At 61.7% G+C, this 21526-nt stretch carries 21 protein-coding genes; 2 read left to right on the top strand and 19 right to left on the bottom strand.

Annotated elements, in window-relative coordinates:
* Nucleotide 1: 1 nt before the first annotated feature.
* The 3 genes from AC0L3L_RS13365 to AC0L3L_RS13375 form a co-directional block, all read right to left on the bottom strand.
* Nucleotides 2-865 carry a quinoprotein dehydrogenase-associated putative ABC transporter substrate-binding protein gene (locus tag AC0L3L_RS13365; protein WP_473637910.1) on the bottom strand — a complete coding sequence of 288 codons (864 nt, stop codon included), beginning with the start codon at nt 863-865 and terminating at the stop codon, nt 2-4.
* A gap of 1 nt (nt 866) precedes the next feature.
* Nucleotides 867-1391, bottom strand: coding sequence for a c-type cytochrome, methanol metabolism-related (locus tag AC0L3L_RS13370; RefSeq protein ID WP_473637911.1), 525 nt, complete (start codon nt 1389-1391; stop codon nt 867-869).
* A gap of 180 nt (nt 1392-1571) precedes the next feature.
* Nucleotides 1572-3470 carry a methanol/ethanol family PQQ-dependent dehydrogenase gene (locus tag AC0L3L_RS13375; protein WP_473637912.1) on the bottom strand — a complete coding sequence of 633 codons (1899 nt, stop codon included), beginning with the start codon at nt 3468-3470 and terminating at the stop codon, nt 1572-1574.
* A gap of 673 nt (nt 3471-4143) precedes the next feature.
* On the opposite strand from AC0L3L_RS13375, the gene AC0L3L_RS13380 reads away from it, so the two are divergent.
* Complete coding sequence (locus AC0L3L_RS13380; RefSeq protein ID WP_473637913.1) at nt 4144-4497, top strand: hypothetical protein; 354 nt, start codon at nt 4144-4146, stop codon at nt 4495-4497.
* Between the two features lie 187 nt (nt 4498-4684).
* Here the strand turns inward: AC0L3L_RS13380 and AC0L3L_RS13385 are convergent, their stop codons facing one another.
* The 8 genes from AC0L3L_RS13385 to AC0L3L_RS13420 form a co-directional block, all read right to left on the bottom strand.
* Complete coding sequence (locus AC0L3L_RS13385; protein WP_473637914.1) at nt 4685-5542, bottom strand: quinoprotein dehydrogenase-associated SoxYZ-like carrier; 858 nt, start codon at nt 5540-5542, stop codon at nt 4685-4687.
* Nucleotides 5543-5659: 117 nt separating this feature from the next.
* The gene (locus AC0L3L_RS13390) at nt 5660-6631 is read right to left on the bottom strand and encodes a quinoprotein relay system zinc metallohydrolase 2 (protein WP_473637915.1); all 972 of its coding nucleotides are present in this window, start codon (nt 6629-6631) and stop codon (nt 5660-5662) included.
* Nucleotides 6632-6668: 37 nt separating this feature from the next.
* Nucleotides 6669-7409 carry an ABC transporter ATP-binding protein gene (locus AC0L3L_RS13395; RefSeq protein WP_473638002.1) on the bottom strand — a complete coding sequence of 247 codons (741 nt, stop codon included), beginning with the start codon at nt 7407-7409 and terminating at the stop codon, nt 6669-6671.
* On the bottom strand, nt 7378-8205 hold the full coding sequence (locus tag AC0L3L_RS13400; RefSeq protein WP_473637916.1) for an ABC transporter permease: 828 nt from the start codon (nt 8203-8205) through the stop codon (nt 7378-7380). Before AC0L3L_RS13400 ends, AC0L3L_RS13395 begins: the two co-directional genes overlap by 32 nt.
* A complete protein-coding gene (locus AC0L3L_RS13405) occupies nt 8202-9188 on the bottom strand; it encodes an ABC transporter substrate-binding protein (RefSeq protein ID WP_473637917.1) in 987 nt (328 codons plus the stop codon). Before AC0L3L_RS13405 ends, AC0L3L_RS13400 begins: the two co-directional genes overlap by 4 nt.
* Nucleotides 9189-9226: 38 nt before the next feature.
* Nucleotides 9227-9436 carry a hypothetical protein gene (locus tag AC0L3L_RS13410; protein ID WP_473637918.1) on the bottom strand — a complete coding sequence of 70 codons (210 nt, stop codon included), beginning with the start codon at nt 9434-9436 and terminating at the stop codon, nt 9227-9229.
* A gap of 469 nt (nt 9437-9905) precedes the next feature.
* Nucleotides 9906-10784, bottom strand: a complete 879-nt coding sequence (locus AC0L3L_RS13415; protein ID WP_473637919.1) for an alpha/beta fold hydrolase — start codon at nt 10782-10784, stop codon at nt 9906-9908.
* 56 nt (nt 10785-10840) lie between these two features.
* A complete protein-coding gene (locus tag AC0L3L_RS13420; RefSeq protein ID WP_473637920.1) occupies nt 10841-12463 on the bottom strand; it encodes a DUF1254 domain-containing protein in 1623 nt (540 codons plus the stop codon).
* A 507-nt stretch (nt 12464-12970) separates the two neighbouring features.
* Between AC0L3L_RS13420 and AC0L3L_RS13425 the strand changes: the two genes are divergently transcribed.
* Complete coding sequence (locus AC0L3L_RS13425) at nt 12971-13351, top strand: c-type cytochrome (RefSeq protein ID WP_473637921.1); 381 nt, start codon at nt 12971-12973, stop codon at nt 13349-13351.
* A gap of 110 nt (nt 13352-13461) precedes the next feature.
* Here the strand turns inward: AC0L3L_RS13425 and gph are convergent, their stop codons facing one another.
* The 8 genes from gph to tkt all read right to left on the bottom strand — a co-directional run bounded on the left by gph (nt 13462) and on the right by tkt (nt 21522).
* Nucleotides 13462-14163, bottom strand: coding sequence for a phosphoglycolate phosphatase (gph, locus tag AC0L3L_RS13430; RefSeq protein WP_473637922.1), 702 nt, complete (start codon nt 14161-14163; stop codon nt 13462-13464).
* Complete coding sequence (locus AC0L3L_RS13435) at nt 14160-14717, bottom strand: thioredoxin family protein (RefSeq protein WP_123148281.1); 558 nt, start codon at nt 14715-14717, stop codon at nt 14160-14162. Before AC0L3L_RS13435 ends, gph begins: the two co-directional genes overlap by 4 nt.
* Nucleotides 14718-14757: 40 nt before the next feature.
* Complete coding sequence (rpe, locus tag AC0L3L_RS13440; RefSeq protein ID WP_473637923.1) at nt 14758-15444, bottom strand: ribulose-phosphate 3-epimerase; 687 nt, start codon at nt 15442-15444, stop codon at nt 14758-14760.
* 62 nt (nt 15445-15506) lie between these two features.
* Entirely contained in the window at nt 15507-16445 is a 939-nt protein-coding gene (cbbX, locus tag AC0L3L_RS13445) for a CbbX protein (RefSeq protein WP_473637924.1), read from the bottom strand.
* Between the two features lie 8 nt (nt 16446-16453).
* Nucleotides 16454-16888, bottom strand: coding sequence for a ribulose bisphosphate carboxylase small subunit (locus tag AC0L3L_RS13450; RefSeq protein WP_473485484.1), 435 nt, complete (start codon nt 16886-16888; stop codon nt 16454-16456).
* An 18-nt stretch (nt 16889-16906) separates the two neighbouring features.
* Nucleotides 16907-18400 carry a ribulose-bisphosphate carboxylase large subunit gene (locus tag AC0L3L_RS13455; RefSeq protein WP_095496323.1) on the bottom strand — a complete coding sequence of 498 codons (1494 nt, stop codon included), beginning with the start codon at nt 18398-18400 and terminating at the stop codon, nt 16907-16909.
* A 21-nt stretch (nt 18401-18421) separates the two neighbouring features.
* Complete coding sequence (gene fba / locus AC0L3L_RS13460) at nt 18422-19501, bottom strand: class II fructose-bisphosphate aldolase (RefSeq protein ID WP_287076246.1); 1080 nt, start codon at nt 19499-19501, stop codon at nt 18422-18424.
* Nucleotides 19502-19515: 14 nt separating this feature from the next.
* Nucleotides 19516-21522, bottom strand: coding sequence for a transketolase (gene tkt / locus AC0L3L_RS13465; RefSeq protein WP_473637925.1), 2007 nt, complete (start codon nt 21520-21522; stop codon nt 19516-19518).
* Nucleotides 21523-21526 lie beyond the last annotated feature (4 nt).

Below are 21526 nucleotides of genomic sequence, written 5' to 3' on the forward strand. Positions count from 1 at the left end.
GTCATTGCGTGATCGGATTATCGTGTTCGTCGATCAGCGGCACGTTGTAGTCCAGCAGGATCCTGTTGATCTCCGCCTGGTTTTCCCTGATCACCCGGTTGAGTGTCCGCTTCCATTCCTGGTCGGATGGACGCACGCCCATGGTGATGCGGTAGGACATGCGCGAGCCGGTTTTTTCCTTCACCAGCGGAACGATCGTAAGATCGGCGCCGAGTTGCTTGGCATAGTAGCCTGCCATCGGTCCCCACATGACAGCCGCATCGATCTTGCCGGCCAGCATGTCCTTGATCATGACCTCCCCCATGGAAGGGGTGAGGCGCGTATCCACCGCCAGCGGATAGATCTTTGCCGTTCGCAAGAGCTTGTTGGCGGCCATGTTGGCAGTCGGCGGCGTGCTTTCGACGACACCGATCCTCTTGCCGGTGAGTTTCGGATCCTCGATGGTCTCGACGCCTTCCATGCCGTTGCCCTTCGGGTGCACCAGCACATAGGACGAGCGATAGTAGGCGTTGGTGTTCTGCACCAGTTCATCGCCCTGGGCGTAACCCATGATGATGTCGCATCGGTTGGCGGCCAGCGTGTTGCGCACGAAGCCGGCGACAAGAGGGAACCATGTATAGGCGACGGACTTCCGGCCGGTTTTCGCGGCAACCAGTTCGGCCAGCCGGTTTTCGAAACCTTCGCCGCTCTTGTCGGTGAAGGGCATGTTCGAAGGATCGGCGCAGACGCGCAGAATGTCGGGGTCGATCAGTTCTCCCGCGGCACCAAGGCCGGCGTCCTGCGACTGGGCGTTCGAAGGCAGCAAGGCGAGTGCGCCGAGCATCGGCAGGACAAAGCGCAGTTTCAACGCATCACGGCCAATCATATCATCCACCCATACAGGATGCTTCGGCATCCTTCGCTGCCTGTGGCTTGTTTGATTTCTTCGGCGGCCTGCCGCGGGGCGCCGCACCGTCGGCGCGGGCACGCAGATAGACGTAGAGATCATCCATGTAGCAATAGACGTTCTTGTTGTCGCCAAAAGCGGGCATGACGTTCTCCTTGCCGCCGCCGACGTTCTTGCGGCCTTCGGCGACGATCGAGAGGAACGTGGCGTAATCCATGGTTTTCAGGCTGTTGACCAGGGCCGGCGCATAGCTCGAACCTGTGCCGTCCGGTCCGTGACAGACATGGCAATCGGAGTGATACCGGCGGTAACCGCTGAACGTATACCAATCGACGGTTCCGTTTTCGATCTTGTAGGTCGGATTACCCTCCGCATCCAAATGCTTGCCGTCCTCTTCCGTCACCGCCTTGGCTTTTTCCGCGCTGTCCGAGGCCTGCGCGAGACTTGAGCTTGCCAGAGGCAGCAGAGCCAGAGCGAGAGCGGAAATTACAATGCGAACGGACATTCAGACTCTTCCTTCATTTGCCACGGACACGGGTTTGCAGTCGTGAAGCGGCATTGATCGATGTTTTGGGTGCGCGGCGAAATCGAGAGCCCGGTCCTGGCTTCCCGGTGATCCGGGCTCTCGCTTTTCAAGCCTTGGTCTTTTTCACAAGACCCGAGGCGTGCCTAAGGTTCCCGTGTATCAGTCCGGGAGACCGAAGACGGTGAGCTGGCCGCCGAGCGTCGTGTAGTCGGCAAGTGCTGCGTAGCCACCGACCGCTCCCAGACCAGCAGTCCCAACGACCGCGGTCTCGTCGCCTTGCTCACGGCCCTGATCGACGGCGCCATGCCAGGCAGCGGCGTTTTCGGGCGAAAGCAGTCCACCTGCCAGACCGATACCGGCCCATCCGCCGACGCCGGACAGAACGGCGATGTACTGCTTGCCGCCATGCTCGTAGGCCGTGATGTCGCCGATGATGCCGGACGGGGTCTTGAACTTGTAGAGTTCATTCCCGTCATGATCGACCGCCTTGATGTAGCCCTCGAGCGTGCCGTAGAAGACGACGTCGCCGTCGGTCGCCAGCGCGCCCGACCAGACCGAGAACTTCTCGGGCTTAGACCAGACGATCTCGCCCTTGGCAGCATCCCAGGCAATGAAGTTGCCCATGTGGTCGGCTCCAGGGGGAGGATACATCGACACGGTGGCGCCCACGTAAGGCTGACCGGCGGTGTAGCTCACCTTGTAGGGCTCATAGTCCATGCAGACATGGTTTGTCGGCACGTAGAACAGACCGGTCTTCGGCGAATAGGTCGCCGGTTGCTGGTCCTTGGTTCCAAGCGCGGCCGGGCAGATGCCCGTCGAGTTGGTGTCTTCGCCGTTCGCCTGGGTCGAATATTTGGCCACGACCTGCGGGCGGCCATACTGGTCGCTGCTGGGGTCCATGTTGACTTCCGTCGCCCAGTTCACTGCCGGATCGTATTTCTTGGCGACGAGAAGCTCGCCATTGGCGCGATCCATGGTGTAGGCAAAGCCGTTGCGGTCGAAGTGCACCAGCACATCGCGCTTGGCGCCTTTGATGTCCATGCCGTCGACAAGGATCATCTCGTTGACGCCGTCATAATCCCACTCGTCATGCGGGGTCATCTGGTAGAGCCACTTGGCCATGCCCGTATCCGCATCGCGAGCCATGATCGTCATCGACCAGCGATTGTCGCCCGGCCTCTGGACCGGGTTCCAGGTCGATGGATTGCCGGTGCCGTAGTAGATCAAGTTAAGCTTGGGATCATAGGCGTACCATCCCCAAGTCGTGCCGCCACCGGTCTTCCACTGCTCGCCTTCCCAGGTGTTCGTGCCCGAGTCCGCGCCGACTGGTTTGCCGAGATGGGTTGTCTTCTCGGGATCGATCAGGGTTTCTGCATCGGGTCCCGTCGAATAGGCCCGCCAGGCAAGCTTGCCATCCGTCAGATTGTAGGCCGAGATGTGGCCGCGAACACCATATTCGGCGCCGGAGACGCCGACGATAACCTTGTCCTTGACGACCACAGGCGCTGACGTGCCGGATTCGCCCTTTCCGCCGTCGATCTGATCGCCGTTCTTGACCGACCAGACGACCTTGCCGGACTTGGCATCGAGCGCCACGACGGTGGTGTCGGCCTGGTTGAGAATGATCTTGCCGTCACCATAGGCGACGCCACGATTGACCGTGTCGCAGCACATGATCCCAATCACATTGGGGTCTTGCTTGGGTTCGTATTTCCAGAGGATCTTTCCATCATTGTTGAGATCGAGAGCATAGACGGTGTTCGGGAACGGCGCGTGAACATACATCACATCGCCGATGATCAGCGGCCCGCCTTCATGGCCGCGCAGCACGCCAGTGGAGAAGCTCCACTTGACCTGCAGGTTCTTCACATTGTCCTTGGTGATCTGGTTAAGTTTGGAAAAGCGGGTGTTGGCGTAGTCACCCGTCTGCATCACCCAGTCCTTGGGGTTTTCGGCCATTTTCATCAGTTCTTCATTGGCCGACGTCATGTGGACCGCGCCGAACGACATGAGCGCCGCGGTCGTTAGTAGGTAGGCAGTTTTCGCAAGTACACGCATCAAAGTCCTCCCAGGGTTCACAATGACGAATCGTCCGTCGCGCCCACGAGGGCTTGCCCAAGCGATTCATGTGGGGGAAGTATTTCCGGCAGCGTGTCACGACCTAAGCCGAATGAGCAGAGGGCACCGTTACTGCCCATCCCACTTGGCCTACGAAAGACTGTCGCCGCTCCCTAATGACGGTGACGCCCTTGAAGCCGGAAACAGGATGAAGCTATGTCATCCCCAGGCGGAAGGCAAGAAAAATCACTTCCGTCTATGTTGCACTGCAATATAGAGAAATAGATATGAAAAAACCCATACAGAAAGCTATTGATCGACTGTGAATGAAGCGAGATTTATATAAGTTGCCAAATTTGGCGTATTTTTTGGGCAAAATGTATTGATTTATATTTGGAAATATTCCTTAGAGCATATGGGTTTAAGTATGCGAGCGTCGCTCCGGGTGCCGATAGTGAAAGAGACATGAAATGAAGGTCAGCACCGGGTTTCGGAGCGGATGTTCGTGCTGTCGGGGAGGCCTTTTGCCGGCCGGTACGGCCTTGCTCCTTTGGTACTATATGGCCTGCATGAGAACTTGACTGGCGTGGTGGCACGAGGCCAACTGGTGCGGTGATCTGTCTCGATCCATCGGGCTCGATCTGTCACGTCCGCGCCAATCGGAGGGTTCCCCATGGTCAGATATGTCGGCTTTTCGACCTTGCCGCTGTTGCTTGCATCGGCCCTGGCCTTCGCCAATCCGGCCGGCGCCGCCGGAGATTATCCGACGGCGACGATTGTCGACTATGTGCTTGGCTGCATGCAGACGAATGGCCAGACACGTCAGGCGCTGGAGAACTGTTCCTGCTCGATCGACGTCATCGCCTCGATCCTTCCATTCGAGGATTATGAAAGGGCCGAGACCTTCAAGAGCATGTCCCTGACGACAGGGGAGCGTTCGGGACTGTTTCGCGAAAGCGCGCCGGCAAAAGCCGCAAGCACGGAACTGAAGCGCGCGCAGGCGGAAGCCGACGTGCGCTGCTTTTAATGCATGTCGCGCAAAAGCATGCCCTCGGGCTTGAACCGAGGGTGTGCAGCGGTTTTGCGATAACGACATGCATAAAACAACAACCTAAAGCGCGTCGCATAAGGCCGGTCAAACGCGACGCGCTTTAGAGCGTGCCCTGGTAAGAGCGGCGACGGGGGAGACAACCGCTGTATGCGATTTCGAGGCTTCAGAGTCCTGTAGCCTCCAGTGGCCATTGATTGCGAAATACCTTGCCGTCGGTATCGATCGCTTCGACCTGGATGTCGCCAGTGCCGTGCGCGGTGAAATCGAACCGGAAATTGGGATCTTCCGAAATCGATATTCCACCTTCCATCGAGAGGATCGGCCGGTCTGCCTGCGAGATCGACAGTTTCTGAACAAAATGCGCGGGGATGAAATACTGGGTCTGTGGATTCCGCTGCAGGCCCGAATTGTTCGGATGCCGGATCATCAGCTGCAATTCCTGCGCCTTTGTCATCGTCTCTTGCGGTGGGAATTGGCGCAGCTTCATCTGCCCCATCGTCGCTATCGCCTCGTCCTGGTTCTTGACCGCCGGGGCGGAGCATCCGCCTGACGCCTTGACGAAGGTCTGCGCCATGTGGAGTTCGCCGCCCTGCGTCTCTGCTATGGCGCGCAAATAGGAATAGTCGTTGACGCGCACGCGCGTCGATAGATGCGTCACGCCGGCGTCCTTGCCGATCTGGAACGTCGCTGCCACCGGTGCTGGATTGACGTCGATGATCAAGGTGACGGATTTGATGCCGTCGGGCGCCTTGGCCGGGTCGATGTAGATGTCGACCGGCACGATCGCGGCATCCTGCGCCCGCTTCGGCGCCTCGACCCTGACGACGCCGGTATCGACCAGAATTGCCCGATCGCCGAACACGTCGCCTTTCAAATCCTGCCAGATCCTGTCCGAAGATGCGGTTGTTTGCTGGGCGTGGGCGGCTCCGGAGGAGCCAAAGAACGTGCCGAGGATGATCGCGGCGAAGATGGCTGCGAGCGGCAAGGCGAGCTGCCGGCTCCGGTAAGCGTGGTTCTGCATTTCATGCCTCCACCAATGTCAGAGAGGTGGTGCCCAGGCCGATGTCGAAGGATAAGCCCTCGACCATGTGTTGGCAAATCGATCCACTTGATCACGTCCAGCGCTTGTCGGTGTGATCTATTCCCATTCGAGTTCGGCAAAGGCGGCCGTTGCATTGCGTTCGTTGTAGTCGTCGAACAGCTGCCAATTGCCCCGTTCTCTCAGGCCGGCGGTTTTGACCGCCTCGCTGAGCGGCACCCCGTCGGTGATCGCCTTGCGAATATCGCGCGCCAGAACTTCGAAATAGCGCCGCTCCGCCGTCAGTGCCTCAGGCCAGTCGGCCGGCACCGGGCCATGACCCGGCACGACGCGCGCGGCGCCGATCGCGGCCAGCGCATCCATCTGGCGCAGCCAGCCGAGCAGCGACCCGTCGAGCGTCGGCAGGGAACCTATGAACACGAGATCGCCGGCGAACAGCGTGCGGGTCGCGCTGTCGAAGACGGTCAGGTCGTTGTCGGTGTGAGCCGCCTTCCATGCCTGCAATTCGAGCACGCGTCCACCGAGTTCGAGCTGCAGGCGATCATCGACCAGCATCGTCGGCGGTATGATCTCGATCCCTTCCATCAGCGCGTCGCCGATCTGTTCGCGAAAGCTTTGCAGGTAGAAGGCGCCGCGTGCCTCGAGCGCGCGCGGCAGATTGCGATGGCCGACAATGGTGGCGCCGATCTCCCGGAACGCCGCATTGCCGAAGATGTGGTCGGGGTGCATATGGGTGTTGATCAGGTAGCGAACCGGCTTGGCGCTTATTTTGCCGATCGCGGCGATGAGGGCGTTCGCCTCGATCAGGCTGCCGCCGCTGTCGATGACGGCAACGGCGTCGGTCCCGACGACGACGCCCAGGTTCGAAATCGCGCCCTGGTTGGCGGCGCTCATCAATTCATCGACGCCCTGGAAAGCGAAGACGCCGTCGGCGATTTTCCTGAGCTTGAATTCAAGCCCGCCGGCAGCGGCGAGAGCGGCCCGCCCGGGGCAACAGGGCAGCATCGCGGCACTGACCGCCGTGCAGGCGAAGCCATTCACGAGTTTACGTCGTAGCCTATCGATCGGCATGGCTTCCCCCCGATATGCATTCCGAACTGTAAGGCGATCAGGCCACGCCCGGAAATTTTTGGTGGAACGACCGCAAAAGGTCGCTCATCACCTGTGGATTGCGATATTGCCGCGGCAGCCTTACGTCGAACATGCCGAGCACATGGGCTGGCCGCTGTGCGAGAACGATGATGCGGTCCGACAGCATCAGCGCCTCGCGGAGATTGTGCGTTACCATCAGGGCGGTCGTAGGCCGCGCCGACCACACGGTCAAAAGCAGGTGCCGAAGCCGCTCGGCAGTGCGTTCGTCGAGCGAGGCAAAGGGTTCGTCCAGGAAAAGCACCGCCGGTTCGGTGGCGAAGGCCCTGGCAAGTGCTGCCCTGCGCGCAAGGCCGAGCGAAAGCTCCGCCGGGTAGAGCGAGCGCATGCCGGCGAGGCCGAGCGTGTCGAAGAGCCCGTCGAGGTTCTTCGCTCTCAGGCTTTTCGGCAGCGCCAGCCTGACATTCTGCTCCACCGTCCGCCACGGCAGCAAGATCGGCTCCTGGAACACGGCGGCGATCCGGTTGGAGCCGCCTTCAGGCAGTTGGAAGGAGCCGGAAAAGTCTTTGTCCAATCCAAGCAGGATGCGCAGCGTCGTGGTCTTGCCGCAGCCCGACGGTCCCAGCAGACAGGCGAATTCGCCTTGCCGGACCTCGAAGGAAAGGTCCTGGAGCGCCGTGATCGAGACGCCTTGCGCGGACCTGAAGGTCTTTTCGGCGATGGCGACCCTAAGCGGGACGACGGCGCCAACGGGTTGCATGTCGTTCAATGGGCTGCACCAGAAGGAGTTCGATGACAAGCATCACCGCAACGAAAGCCAGCGTGTAGGCAAGAATGGCGGCGACGTCGAAAAGCTGGAAATAAAGATAGATCTGGAAGCCGACACCGTTGGAGCGGCCGAGCAGTTCGACCACAAGGACGATCTTCCAGACGAGGGCGATGCCGGATCGTGAGGCGGCGGCAAGATAGGGCTGCAATTGCGGCAGCAGGACATGGCGGATGCGTTCGAGGGGACCGAAGCGGTAGACGGCGGCCATTTCGCCGTAGCTCGGATCAAGCGCCCTGGCGCCTTCGCGCATCGTCACCACGACATTGGGGATCTTGTTGACGGCAACGGCGCCAATCGCCGCCGCCTCGTTGAGGCCGAACCAGATGTAGGCGAGCACGATGACGACCAGCGCGGGAATGTTGAGAAACAGGACCAGCCAGGGGCTGAAGAACCGGTCTGCGCTGCGGTGGCTGCCGAGGAGAACGCCGATGACCGAGCCAACGACCATCGCGACGACATATGCCGCGGCAACCCGGCCGAGTGTCGCGCCGAGATGGTAGAAAAGGTCGCCGTTCGCCGCCTCTGCGAGCAGCACCTGCCAGACCCGTCCCGGCCCAGGAAAAGCACGGCTCGGCCAGGCATTTGCCGCAAGACCCCACAGCAGACAAAGCCCGAGCAGAGAGACCGCAACCGTCAGCACGGGTGTCAGCGCCGCTGCAAGGCCGGATTGGCTGGAGATGTCGGCTGCAGCGCCAGGCGGGCGATCGCCGGTGTCAGGTGCGGTCATTTCGGCAGCTCCTGCCAGAACGTGCCGGGCGCCATCTCGGGCGCGCGGCCGACCAGCTTGTCGCCGCCGATCTCGGCCAGCACGCGGTAGAGCCTGCCCGCGTCGGCCGCATCCTCGGCGACGGGGCGTCTGGGAATGCCTTCGCGATAGCGGTCACGCAGTTTGGCCAATTCCTTGCCTTGCGCGCGGATAATCGGTGCCAGGCGCAGCCACTCGTCGTCGGATCTGGCCAGCAAGCCCTTGGCCTGCGCCGAAGCCTTGATGAAGCCCCTGACGGCGTCCGGATTTTCGTTCGCCCATTTGTCATGAAAGACATAGCCGAGCGCCGATACGGCGCCCGAGGCCCCGAGCGCTTTCGCCGCATCATCGGCGCCGATCAGCCGACGAAAGCCGTTGGCCTCGAGCCGGGCGCAAAAATGCCAGAAATTGAGCACCGCATCGAGTTCGCCTTGCATCGCCTTTTCCGAAATCAGCGGCGGCGCGCCAAAGACGATGTCGCTGGTTGCCGGCAGGTCGAGGCCGTGATCGCGTCTGGCCAGCGCCTGGATCAGCAGCCAGCTTTTATCGAGAGGCCCGCCGGCGACGCCGATCTTTTTTCCCTTGAGATCTATGATCGTCCGGATCGGCGATTCAGCCTTCACCATGATCGCCCCCACGGCGGTCGAATAGGGGACCAATGTGAGATCGACGCCTTCCGAGCGCTGGCGCGAGACCCACAGCCAGTCGGAGACGATGATGTCGATCGCGCCGGCCAGCATGGCGACGTTGGTCGCATCCTCGCCGGCGAAATCGATGATCTGCAGATCGATGCCGTTGGCTGTGTCGAACTTGTGCTGCTTCAGCGTGTCAAGCGCCCAGCTCACGGTGCCGAACTTCAGCACACCAATGCGAACTTTGGTCGTAGCGAAGGAGGGCCTTGAGACAAGAGCCGCAGCTGTTCCAAGAGCTGCCAGACGGAGCGTTGCTCGACGCGAAATCATCATGATGCCTCCTCCCGGGGCCGTAATAGACCGGGGCGCGATCAGATCGCATGGTCTTTGTTCGGGAAAGCGCATTTCCAGCGCTTGACCTTGAGGGTCGGGTGTTCCTGCGACCATTTCGCGATTTCGCTGGGCGCCAGCATCATACATTGGAACAGAGAGCCACGGCTCTCGAAATAGAGATGCTCGTCTCGGCAATTGCCCGGATTGGCAATCAGGCAAACCGTCAATATGAGGTCGACCATATCCATTCAGCACCTCTTGCGCGCTTGAAGACGCCCGCTTCGGCGAGATCCGGCCCGATCTGCGAGCCTGGACAAAATCGCCAACTGCCGGAGTCCCGAGGTGCCCATGGAAACCGGAATGGCTTGAGGCTACGCGTTCGCCTGATGGCCGTCAATAAAGGCGAAAGAATGGGGTCTACCGGAGCCGAGCTCGTCTGAACCGCGGGAAGGGCGCTGCCGAAGCCTGAAACAAAAAAACCCGCCTCGGGGGCGGGTCGTTGGCGCAAATCAGCACCATGTCGAGATTAGTAGCATAAGTGCCGGCAAAAAGCAATCGATCGCGAGGTCGGGAGTGTCTCAGTTTGAATTTCGGCTGTGGGTCGAAAGCGGTCACTGGCCAACTTCCGCTTCGTGCCAAAAGCGACCACAGCGTCAGCGCGCAAGAGCCCCTCGCACGCACCCGGCATACTGCACTACGGCATGAGGATAGATGGCACTAGCCGTCAAGTTTTCGGAGGAAGTCGACTATTCGAGACGCGGCTTCCTCGGGCTGTTCCAAGGGCAGGAGGTGCGCCGCCCCCGAGACATTGACGAGCGTCGCCCGGTCGCCGAGTTCCTTCTGAAGCTGCTCGCCGTTTTCAGGGGGCGCGATCTGATCCTCCGCTCCCTGCAGGATCAGATATTTGGTTTCTCCCGGAGGCGCCCACCAAGCGTCTAGCGGAGTGCTTTCCGCAGCCGCCCTTTCGATAGCCGCCGCTCCCGGATCGAGAGACGGCTTGAAAAGCTTCCAGACGCGGGCGGAATCGGCAGGGTTGGAAACCAGGTATGGAAAGACCGCCAGGATATCGGCGTCTGTGGATGCGGGGTTGAAGATAATCCCCAAGGCTTTGGCCGCGGGCGGTGCGGGTTGGACCTTCCCGCCAGCGGCCAACAAAATGACGCTGCGCGTCAGCTCGGGATGAGACGCGGCCAACATACGCGCAACGCGATTGCCGAAGTCGTTGCCAGCCACGTTCACCGGCTCAAGGTTGAGGGCCTTGATCACTCCCGCGACATCGTCCGCCATCGTCTGAAGCGTGACACCCTCGCTTGGACCCGTGCTCTTGCCCGAACCCCGGAAGTTGATGCCGACCACCCGATGGCCGGCCTTGGCGAGGGCATCGGCCAGGCCATCCAGGTAGCCCACGGTCAGGGTTCCGCCCGGCAGCAAGACTATGGGTTCGCCTTCTCCCCGGCTGAAATACTCGATCTTTGAGTCCGTCAGCTCGACGAGGCCCGTTTCGACAGTCTGCGCTCGGGCAACCGTTGCCGATATCGGTAGCGCCAGCCAGGCGATAAACAGGGCGAGCTTTGCCAAGTGCCTTGTCGGGTTCATGTGAGCACACTCCCGTGCAGGGTTAAGGGATACGATCCTTCAACAGTCAGCGGCCGTCACTGGACCAGTTCGATCTCACTCGGCCGCCATTGCTTGGTGAAGAATGGCTCAAGCGGGCTGTAGAGGCGCAGAAGCGTAAACCAGCCTTTCTTCGGGTCGGTCTGGATCCAGTTGCCCCGAGCGACGCCGTCGGGCTGGGTCGGGCCGAAGTAGATGGTCGTGGAGCCGTCGGCAGCGGCCTCGGCTGCAGGCGAAGGGAAGCTCTGGCTGCCGGCGCGCGGATAGCCTTGCGGCGTGTCGAGCATCGAGCGAGTCATGTTGTCGTAGAGCGTGAACGACCAGAAGTTTGCTTCCGGAATGTCCTTCGGCAAGGTCACCTTGTAGGTCTTGGCGCCGTCAAAGTAGTTCTTGTCGGCATCCGTGAAGGCAAACAGATACTGCGACCCGATACCAGTCAGGCGCATAGCCATGCCGGGCGTGATGCCGGTGATGCCGTAGAAGAAATTGGTGCGCGCATCCATGGTGCGATAGCCGGTGGCTGGATAGGGCTTGACACCCTCGGGCGTTATTTCAGGGATCGGCGTCTCGAACTCGTAACCGGTCTGGAACAAGTAATTCATCCAGGCTGAGTTGGGATAGTAGAACCAGTTGGGATCGCGCGGGGACATGAACAGGCTGCGCGAGGTTGCGTTGGCGACGGCCAGCGCCTCGGTCATGATCTTTTTCATGCGCTCGTCGGGTGCAAACGGTTTGCCCTTGACGATGCCGATCGCCGCGATCGGGCCCATCAGCTCCGGGTCGAGCGAGGTGGCTGGCTCGTTCTGCACAACCTCGTTGAGCATTTCGTAGAAGCTCCAATCATTCGGCGGAAGGGTGTTCATCACCTTGCCGCTTCCGTTGTGGAACACGGTCGGCGGGGGCGGGGCGATCTTGCCGAGCTTGGTCTTGCCGGCCAGGAAGTCGGCGACGGGAGTGCCGACACCGCCGACTTCGTAAGGATAGACCTTGGTGAACTTCTTGATTACTTCGACCGCCGGCTTGGGATCGTTGTTTTCCAGGAACGACCGGCCGAACCACACGATGGAATTGGTGCGGGCGTGCGCGACGAAGAATCCGCCTTGCGGCAGTGGACCCGTGTAGTCCGGCCCGACGATCAGATATTTGCCGCCTTCTCCGCGGTCGGGCCCAGGCCCGCCGAGGTCGATGACCCACCGGAACCAGGCGTCCTGCACAGCGCCGAGAAACTTGGGCGGAGTCTCCAGCACCACCGGTCCCTTGTTGAGATCGAGGGTGCCCATCACGTAGATCGTATCGGCATTCGCGGTCAGGAACAGCGACTTGGCATCCATCAACTCTTCGAAAACAATGACCTCGTTGTCCTTGACGCCAACGCTTTCCAGACCCTTGCGGAAGCCCTGAATGCTGACGCCACGCAGATTGTCCATGAATGCGCGGTAGGCGTAGGTGAAGTCGAGGTTGTCGTAGAGTTTCTCGGCCGTCGCTTTGCTCGGCACGCCGTCCTTGAAGTCGAGCGTGCCAAGAGGCGACTCGACCTTGTCGGGCGTAACCAGTGAGGGTGGAATTTCGGCGGCTGTTTGGGCAGTAACCTCAAACGCGCCGGCGAGGAAACTGGATGCCGCAAGAAATATCATCAGCCGGGTGCGTCTTGAGAGCTTCATGGCCGTTCCTCCTGGGGGTACCACCTTACGTTGCGGCATATGCGAACTGCCGGCAAGGTAAATTACGGTAGGCTACGGCTTAGAGAGAGTTGCGCTCGCAGCAGAATCATATTTGATCCAAGAGCCGCGTCCGACTGCCATCTCTTGATCTCGACGAATGTCGACATTGGGTCGTGAGCCGAAATTCAAACTGAGGCACTACCCGAGGTCGCAACACGGTAATCGCTTCAGGTTTGTACTGCCCGTCATCACCCTGCCGGCATCGACAATTGGTCATTTCACCATGGGGTTGGACGCCGTCATGTGTCTGAAGCGATTGCCTGTCTTGCGTTCTGCGAACCGCTGCGTGGTTGACATCGCTCATCTGCCGGGTAGCTTCCAGGATGCAGGCGCCGCAACTCCGCTGGGGAGAAGTTTTCGCTCTGCCATAAAACGACGCATGCCGATGATCAAACAAAGGCGTGCGCAAATCGTCCAGGGCACCTTGACGATCAATGAGGAAACGCCATGCGTGCAATCGCATTTTTCGCCGTCGTGTCTGTTGCGACGTTCATCACAAACCAATCGCAGGCACAGGATGCCGCCGCCGGTGAGAAGGTCTTCACCAAATGCAAGGTCTGTCACGTCGTGGACAAGGACCAGAACAAAGTCGGTCCGTCGTTGAGCGGCGTTATCGGTCGAACGGCCGGCACGCATCCGGGGTTCAAATATTCCAAAGCCATGACCGAGGCGGGTAAATCCGGCGTCAAATGGGATGAAGCCACGCTGACGACCTACCTTCGCGATCCCAAGGCCATGGTCAAAGGTACGAAGATGGCGTTTGCCGGCCTCAAGAAGGATGAGGATCTCGCCAACGTCATCGCCTATCTGAAGCAATTCTCGAAATAACGCGGTTCTTCCGCAGGAAGTAGCCCGGCTCTTCCGCAGGAAGTAGCGCGACTTCGCCGGCCGTTCTAACTGCGTTCGGCCGGCGCCGCGCTGATGGCCGGCGCCGCCGGTCAAGCGGCGTCTTGCAGCCTCCGCATGGCGGAAGGCAGGTCGAGCAGGCCGTCGCAAACGAGGTCGGCGCCAAGCTCTTCAACGGCAATTTGGGTGTAGCCGCCGCGCAGCAGAATGACGGGCATGCCGGCGGAGCGGGCGGCGACCACGTCGGCGCTGCTGTCTCCGACCATCAGCGTGTCGCAAGGCTCGACCTGAAGCTGGCCGAGCGCCAGCAGCAGAGCGTCGGGCGCCGGTTTCAGGCATGTCACCGCGTCTCCGCCGACGATCGCGCCGAGATGTTCCGTCAGCCCAAAATGCAGCAGGATTTCGCGAGCCGCCAACTGCGGCTTGTTGGTCACCACGCCCATGGCTATTCCGCTCAAGTGGAAGTGGGTGAGAACCTCCCTGACGCCAGGCATCAGCGTCGTCAGGCCGGTCAGATGTTTGCGGTAGATCGGCGCCATGGCGCGGTTGGCCTCGTCAAGCGCGCTGCCGAGGAGCGGCATACCGGAAGCGGCGAAGACTCGCTCGACCAGTTTCCTGACGCCGCCGCCGATCATCGCCTTGACCTGTAGCAGGCGCAGCGGCGGCAGATCGCGGCCGGCCAGCAACTCGTTGACGGCGGCCGTTATATCAGGCGCCGAATCGACCAGCGTGCCGTCGAGATCGAACAGGATCGCTTTCGACGATCGAAACGGCCTACTCATGCCGACGTTCATGCGGCGTCCTTCCACTTGATCGAGCAGCCGATCGAAGCGATCTGGTCCAGCGGTCCGTCGCCGGTTCTGGCAATTTGCTTCATCGCCTCGAACAGGTCGCGCCTCAGCCCGGGCGGTCCGGCGTCGCGTCGCGCCGCGTCCAGCCGGCCGCGATATTGCAGCGTCAAGTCGCTGTTGAGCCCGAAGAAATCCGGAGTGCAAACGGCTCCATAGGCACGCGCCACCGTCTGGCGCTCGTCGTGGAGGTAGGGGAAAGTGAAGCCGTTCGTCCTGGCGAAGAGCTTCATGTTGTCGAAGGAATCATCCGGATAGGCGTCGGCATCGTTGGAATTGATCGCGACAAAGCCGATGCCTTCGGGCTTGAGGTCGTTGGCATCGCGGACGATGCGGGAAATCGCCGCCTTCACATAAGGGCAATGGTTGCAGATGAAGGCCACGACCAGCCCGTTCGGGCCGGCGTGGCTGAAGATCGAATGCGATTTGCCGTCGACGCCGGGCAAAACGGCATCGATGGCTTGCCAGCCGAAATCGCAGACAGGTGGGATTGCCGCCAAGGTTTCCTCCGATGAAATGTTTGGCCTCCGATGAGACGGTTTACGCGGCTTTCCGGATCGCCCCGTCGGCTGCCTGTCTGATGGCGCCGATATTGGCGCGATAGGCAGCTTCGGTGCCGCCCTTGAAGATGGCCGAGCCGGCGACTAGCACATTGGCGCCGGCTGCGGTGACCAGCGGAGCGGTCTCGGGCGTGACGCCGCCGTCGATCTCGATGTCGATCGGGCGGCTGCCGATCAGTGCCTTGACCCGCCTGACCTTGTCGACCACAGCCGGAATGAACGCCTGGCCACCGAAACCCGGATTGACGGTCATCAGCAGCACCAGATCGAGCCGGTCGAGCACATACTCGATGACGCTTTCCGGCGTCGACGGGTTCAGCGACACGCCGGCCTTCCTGCCGAGATTCCTGATCGCCTGCAGCGAACGGTCGAGATGCGGCCCGGCCTCGGCATGCACCGTGATGATGTCGCAGCCGGCATCGGCGAAGGCGGCGAGATAGGCGTCGGCCGGCGCGATCATCAGGTGGCAGTCGAAGATCTTGTCCGTTCGATCACGGATCGCCTTGATCACCGGCGGACCGAAGGTGATGTTGGGCACGAAATGACCGTCCATCACGTCGAGATGGATCCAGTCGGCGCCCGCCCGGACGACCGCTTCGACCTCGTCGCCGAGCCGCGAGAAGTCCGCAGAAAGCACCGAGGGCGCGATGATTGTCTTGGTACCCATGGTCGTCGGCTCCCGTTCTGTCTTCCGTTTCCGGTCGCTGCACACCAACCGGCGTCATCTTGTCAGCGCGCCTTCGTCTCCGGTTCGCCTTCGAGCTTACCTTCCGCAAACACGCGGCTGCCGCGAATATCGGATTCTTCAATGGTGATAAGGTCGGTCTTCGTCAACACCCGGTCGCGCGACGCGAAAAGCCGGTTGGCCTGGCGAAGCCGCGCCCGGTCGAGCCCATTGCGAACCGAGCGGGCGTTGGAGAAATGCGGCAGCCGCATGCGGATCGGGAGATACTCCTCGAGCGCCTTGGCCGCCGCCTCGCTGAGACAGTAATTCTGTTCCGCCAGCATGATCTCGGCGATCGATTTGAGTTCGCTGACGCCGTAGTCGGGAAAATCGAGGTGGTGGGCGATGCGCGAGCGCATGCCGGGATTGCTATCGAAGAAGCGGTCCATCTTGTTCTTGTAGCCGGCAAGAATCACAACCAGATCGTCACGGTTGTTTTCCATGCATTGTAGCAGGATCTCAATCGATTCCTGGCCGTAGTCGCGTTCGTTCTCGGGCTTGTAGAGATAGTAGGCCTCGTCGATGAAAAGCACCCCGCCCATGGCGCGCTTGATCACTTCGCGGGTTTTGGGCGCGGTGTGGCCGACATACTGGCCGACGAGATCGTCTCGCGTCACCGCGACCATGTGGCCTTCGCGGACATAGCCGAGACGATGCAGGATTTCGGCCATCCTCAGCGCGACGGTGGTCTTTCCGGTGCCGGGATTTCCGGTAAAGTTCATGTGCAGCGTCGGCGCGCCCGAGGTCAGGCCGAACTTGCGGCGAAGCCGGTCGACCAGGAGCAGCGCCGCGATCTCGCGGATGCGGGTCTTGATGGGCTTCAGGCCAACGAGTTCGCGGTCGAGCTTGTCCATCACCTCGTCGATGTTGGACGCCTCGAACTCGGCCTGCAGATCAACCGATTCGTCCTGCGCGGCAGTGCCCTTTGCTATCGCGTCCAGCATGGTTTCGGCTAGCTCCGCTCGCCTTCGGGCCTGTCGGTCGCATAAGGCACGATCGAATAGCCCTGGCTGCGGCCGTCGCGCTCCTGGCGCAGCAGCCGGAACCCGGGTTCGTTGGGCGGCCGGTTGACGATGAACGACATGCGCGGCGCTTCCCAGCCCTTGCTCGAATCGAAGGCGGTGACCCGGACATACATGTTGGGCATGGCTTTCCGGCAGCTGTTGATTTCAAGCAGGATGCCCGCCGGGTCCTTCAGGTCGAACATCGGGTTGCCGTACATTTCCCAATAGGTGTTTCGCGGATGCGGATCGTCGGTGTACTCGACGCTGACTGCCCAGTGGTTTTTCAGCGCATATTTGATCTGCGCCGAAATCTGCTCATCGGTCAGGTCGGGGAGGAACGAAAACTGTCCCTGCGTGACCTTGTTTCCCGGATTTGTCATCATGGCGACGGTTCCTTTCGTCTAGAAGCTGGGCGTTGCGGTTGGCACGAAGTCGGCCGTGTCGGTCGATTCGTAGTTGAAGGTGACGTCCTTCCAGGTCTCCAGGGCCGCCTTCAGCGGCGTGCACCATCTGGCCGCCTGTTCGAGGATTTTGGTCCCTTCGCGCAGATAGTCGCGGCCCTCGTTGCGGGCGAGGATCATCGCCTCCAAGGCGACACGATTGGCCGTCGCGCCGGCCTGGATGCCATCCGGATGGCCGATCGTGCCGCCGCCGAACTGCAGGACGACGTCCTCGCCGAGATAATGGATCAGCTGGTGCATCTGGCCGGCATGGATGCCGCCCGAGGCGACGGGCATCACCTTGTTGAGCGAGGCCCAGTCCTGATCGAAGAACAGCCCGGTTTCGAGGTTCTGCGGCGTGCGCTCCTCGCGCAGCGTGTCATAAAAACCCTTGATCATTAGCGGGTCGCCTTCCAGCTTGCCGACCACCGTGCCGGCATGGATGTGATCGACGCCGGCCATCCGCATCCATTTGCAGATGACGCGAAAATTCATGCCATGGTTCTTCTGGCGCGAATAGGTCGAGTTGCCGGCGCGGTGCAGGTGCAGGATCATGTCGTTGCGGCGTGCCCATTTGGCCATCGACTGGATCGCCGTGTAGCCAATGACGAGGTCGATCATGACGATGCAGGAGCCAAGCTGTTTTGCGAATTCGGCGCGCTCATACATCTCCTCCATCGTGCCGGCGGTGACGTTGAGATAATGGCCCTTGACTTCACCGGTGGCGGCCGACGCCTTGTTCACAGCCTCCATGCAGTAGAGGAAGCGGTCGCGCCAGTGCATGAAGGGCTGCGAGTTGATGTTCTCGTCGTCCTTGACGAAGTCTAGTCCACCCTTCAGCGCCTCGTAGACGACGCGGCCGTAGTTGCGGCCTGACAGGCCAAGCTTTGGCTTCGTCGTCGCGCCGAGCAGCGGCCGGCCGAACTTGTCGAGCCGCTCGCGCTCCACCACGATGCCGGTAGCCGGGCCCTGGAAGGTTTTGAGGTAAGCCACCGGGATGCGCATGTCCTCGAGCCGCAAGGCCTTGACTGCCTTGAAGCCGAACACGTTGCCGATGATCGATGCAGTCAGGTTGGCGATTGAGCCCGGCTCGAACAGGTCGAGGTCGTAGGCGATGTAGGCGAAGTACTGCTGCTCGGTCTTGGTGCCGGGACCTGTGTTCGGCACCGGCTCGGATTTGAACGCCTTGGCGCGGTAGAGCTCGCAGGCGGTCAGTCTGTCGGTCCACACCACGGTCCATGTTGCTGTAGAGGATTCACCGGCGATGGCGGCGGCCGCCTCCTCGTGGTCGACGCCAGGCTGCGGCGTGATCCGAAACATGGCGATCAGGTCGGTCTCCTTGGGCCGGTAGTCCGGCTCCCAGTAGCCCATCTTCTTGTAGGGGATGACGCCCGACTTGTAGCGTTCCTTGCCTTCCTTGAGCGTGCCTGCTGACGGCATGTCGATCTTGTTCATGACAGGTCTCCTGTTTGCCGCTCAGGCGGCTTTCGCGGTTGCGATTTGCGGGTCGAGTTTTCCCGCGGCGTAACGTTTCGCCATCTCGTCCATGGCGATGACCCTGATCTTCGAGGCGTTGCCCGCCGTGCCGAAGCGTTCAAAGCGATCGCGGCAAAGATCGCGCAGGGCGTCCATGGCGGGTTTCAGGAATTTGCGCGGATCAAATTCGCGCGGATCCTCCGTCGCGACGCGGCGGAACTGCCCGGCCATGGCCATGCGGCAATCGGTGTCGATGTTGACCTTGCGCACGCCGTAGCGGATGCCGCGCTCGATCTCCTCGACCGGAACGCCAAAGGTCTGGGGCATCTCGCCGCCATATCGGTTGATGACGTCCTGCAGTTCCTGCGGCACCGAGGAAGAGCCATGCATGACCAGATGCGTGTTGGGCAGCTTTTCGTGGATCGCCTCGATCACCTGCATGGCCAGGATGCCGCCGTCGGGCTTGCGGCTGAATTTGTAGGCGCCGTGCGAAGTGCCGCAGGCGATCGCCAGCGCGTCGACCTGGGTGGCGGTGACGAAGTCGACCGCCTGATCGGGATCAGTCAAAAGCTGGTCGTGGGAAAGCGCGCCTTCGGCGCCGTGGCCGTCCTCGGCCTCGCCCTGGCCGGTCTCCAGCGAGCCGAGCACGCCGAGCTCGCCTTCGACGGAAGCGCCGACCCAATGCGCCATGCGTGCGACACGTTCGGTGATGGCGACGTTGTAGTCGTAGCTCGCCGGCGTCTTGGCGTCCGCCATCAGCGACCCGTCCATCATCACCGAGGTGAAGCCGTGGCGGATCGCCGAAAGGCAGGTGGCTTCGTTGTTGCCGTGGTCCTGATGGATGCAGAGCGGAATGGCCGGATGCATTTCGGTCAACGCCTCCATCATCTTGGCCAGCATGATGTCGTTGGCATAGGAGCGAGCGCCGCGCGAGGCCTGGATGATGACTGGCGCGTCGCAGGCCCTGGCTGCCTCCATGATGGCAAGGCCCTGTTCCATGTTGTTGATGTTGAATGCCGGAACGCCGTAGCCATGCTCGGCGGCATGGTCGAGAAGCTGGCGAAGGGTGATGCGGGCCATTTTTGGGGTCCTTCCTAGATGATGAGCTTCAGCGCCGCTGCGGCGACGGCTTCGGGCGTGATGTCGAAATGCCGGTAGAGATCCGGGGCAGGGGCGCTGGCACCGAAACCGGCCATGCCGACGAACACGCCGGTGTCGCCGGTCCAGCGATCCCAGCCGAGCCGTGCTGCGGCTTCGACCGCAATGCGCGGCGCCGAGCCGAGGACGGCCTTGCGGGTGTCGGTATCCTGTTCCTCGAACAGCTCCCAGCACGGCATCGAGACGACGGCGGCGGCGATGCCGTGCTCGGTCTCCAGCCGTTCAGCGGCGGCAACGGCGATCTCGACCTCCGAGCCGGTGGCGATCAGCGTCACGGCGCGGTGCCCGGCTGGCTCGCGCAGGACGTAGGCGCCCTGGCTCGACCGGTTCTCGTCGCTATATGCCTGGCGCAGCATCGGCAGGTTCTGCCGCGAGAGCACCAGCACGCTCGGCCGATTCTTGCTCTTCAGCGCCAGTTCCCAGCACTCCGCCGTTTCGATGATGTCTGCCGGCCGGAAGACGTTGAGGTTGGGCGTCGCCCGCAGCATCGCCAGGTGCTCGATGGGCTGGTGGGTCGGGCCGTCCTCGCCGAGACCGATGGAATCATGCGTCATCACATAGATGACGCGCTGGCCCATCAGCGCCGAGAGCCGCATGGCGCCGCGCGCATAGTCGGCGAAGCACAGGAAGGTGCCGCCATAAGGCACGAAGCCGCCATGCAGCGCGATGCCGTTCATGGCCGCGGCCATGCCATGCTCGCGGATGCCGTAGTGGATGTAGCGGCCGGCATAGGCACCAGGCGCTATGCGATCCATGCCCTTGGTGATCGTCAGGTTCGAATGCGTCAGGTCGGCGGAGCCACCGACGGTCAGCTCGGTTGCGGCGTTGATGGCGCCGAGCGCCATTTCGGAGGCTTTTCGCGTTGCGACCTTGGTCGCCTTTTCGACATGCTCGTTGCGGAAGGCGTGGAGCGCTTCGAAGACCGCGTCGGGCAGGGTGCCGGCGACCGCGCTCTCGAAGGCGTCGCGCTGCGGCGAGGCGGCAAGCTGCTGCTCCCAGGCGTGCCGTGCTGCTTGCCCGCGCTCGGCAATTTCGCGCCAGGCGAACAAGATGTCGTCCGGCACCTCGAACGGCGCGTAGGCCCAGCCGATGTTTTCACGCGTCGCGGCGATCTCCGCGTCGCCCAGCGGCGCGCCATGCGTCTTTTCCGAGCCGCCCAGATTGGGCGCGCCCTTGCCGATCACCGTGCGGCAGGCAATCAGCGAGGGCCGGTCAGACTGCTGCGCCGCTTCGATTGCCGCTGCAACGGCTTCCGTGTCGTGGCCGTCCACCGATTGGACATGCCATCCGGCGGCTTTGAACCGTGCCGGCTGGTCCATCGATGTCGACAGCGAGGTCGGTCCGTCGATCGAGATCGCATTGTCGTCCCAGAAGACGATCAGCCGGGACAGCTTCAGATGGCCAGCAAGGTCGATCGCCTCGTGGCTGATGCCTTCCTGCAGGCAGCCGTCGCCGGCGATCACGTAGGTGAAATGGTCGACGAGATCGGCGCCGTGGCGGGCGGCAAGCATGCGCTCGGCCAGCGCCATGCCGACGGCGTTCGAAATGCCTTGTCCAAGCGGACCGGTCGTCGTCTCGATGCCAAGCGCATGGCCATATTCGGGATGTCCGGCGGTGCGGCTGCCCAGCTGGCGAAACCGCTGCAACTCCTCGATCGGCATGTCTTCGTAGCCGAGCAGGTAATGCAGCGCATATTGCAGCATCGAGCCGTGCCCGGCCGAAAGCACGAAGCGGTCGCGATCGGGCCAGTTGGGCGCCGACGGATCGATATTGATGAAGCGGCTGAACAGCACCGTCGCGACATCGGCCATGCCCATCGGCATGCCCGGATGACCGGAATTGGCCTTTTGGACGCTGTCCATCGCCAGTGCGCGAATGGCGTTCGCCATGTCGCGTTCCGAGACGGCGGCGACGGGCTTCAGGGCTGCTGCTTGGCTGTTCATGGCG

Source organism: Mesorhizobium sp. WSM4849 (genome assembly GCF_055811385.1).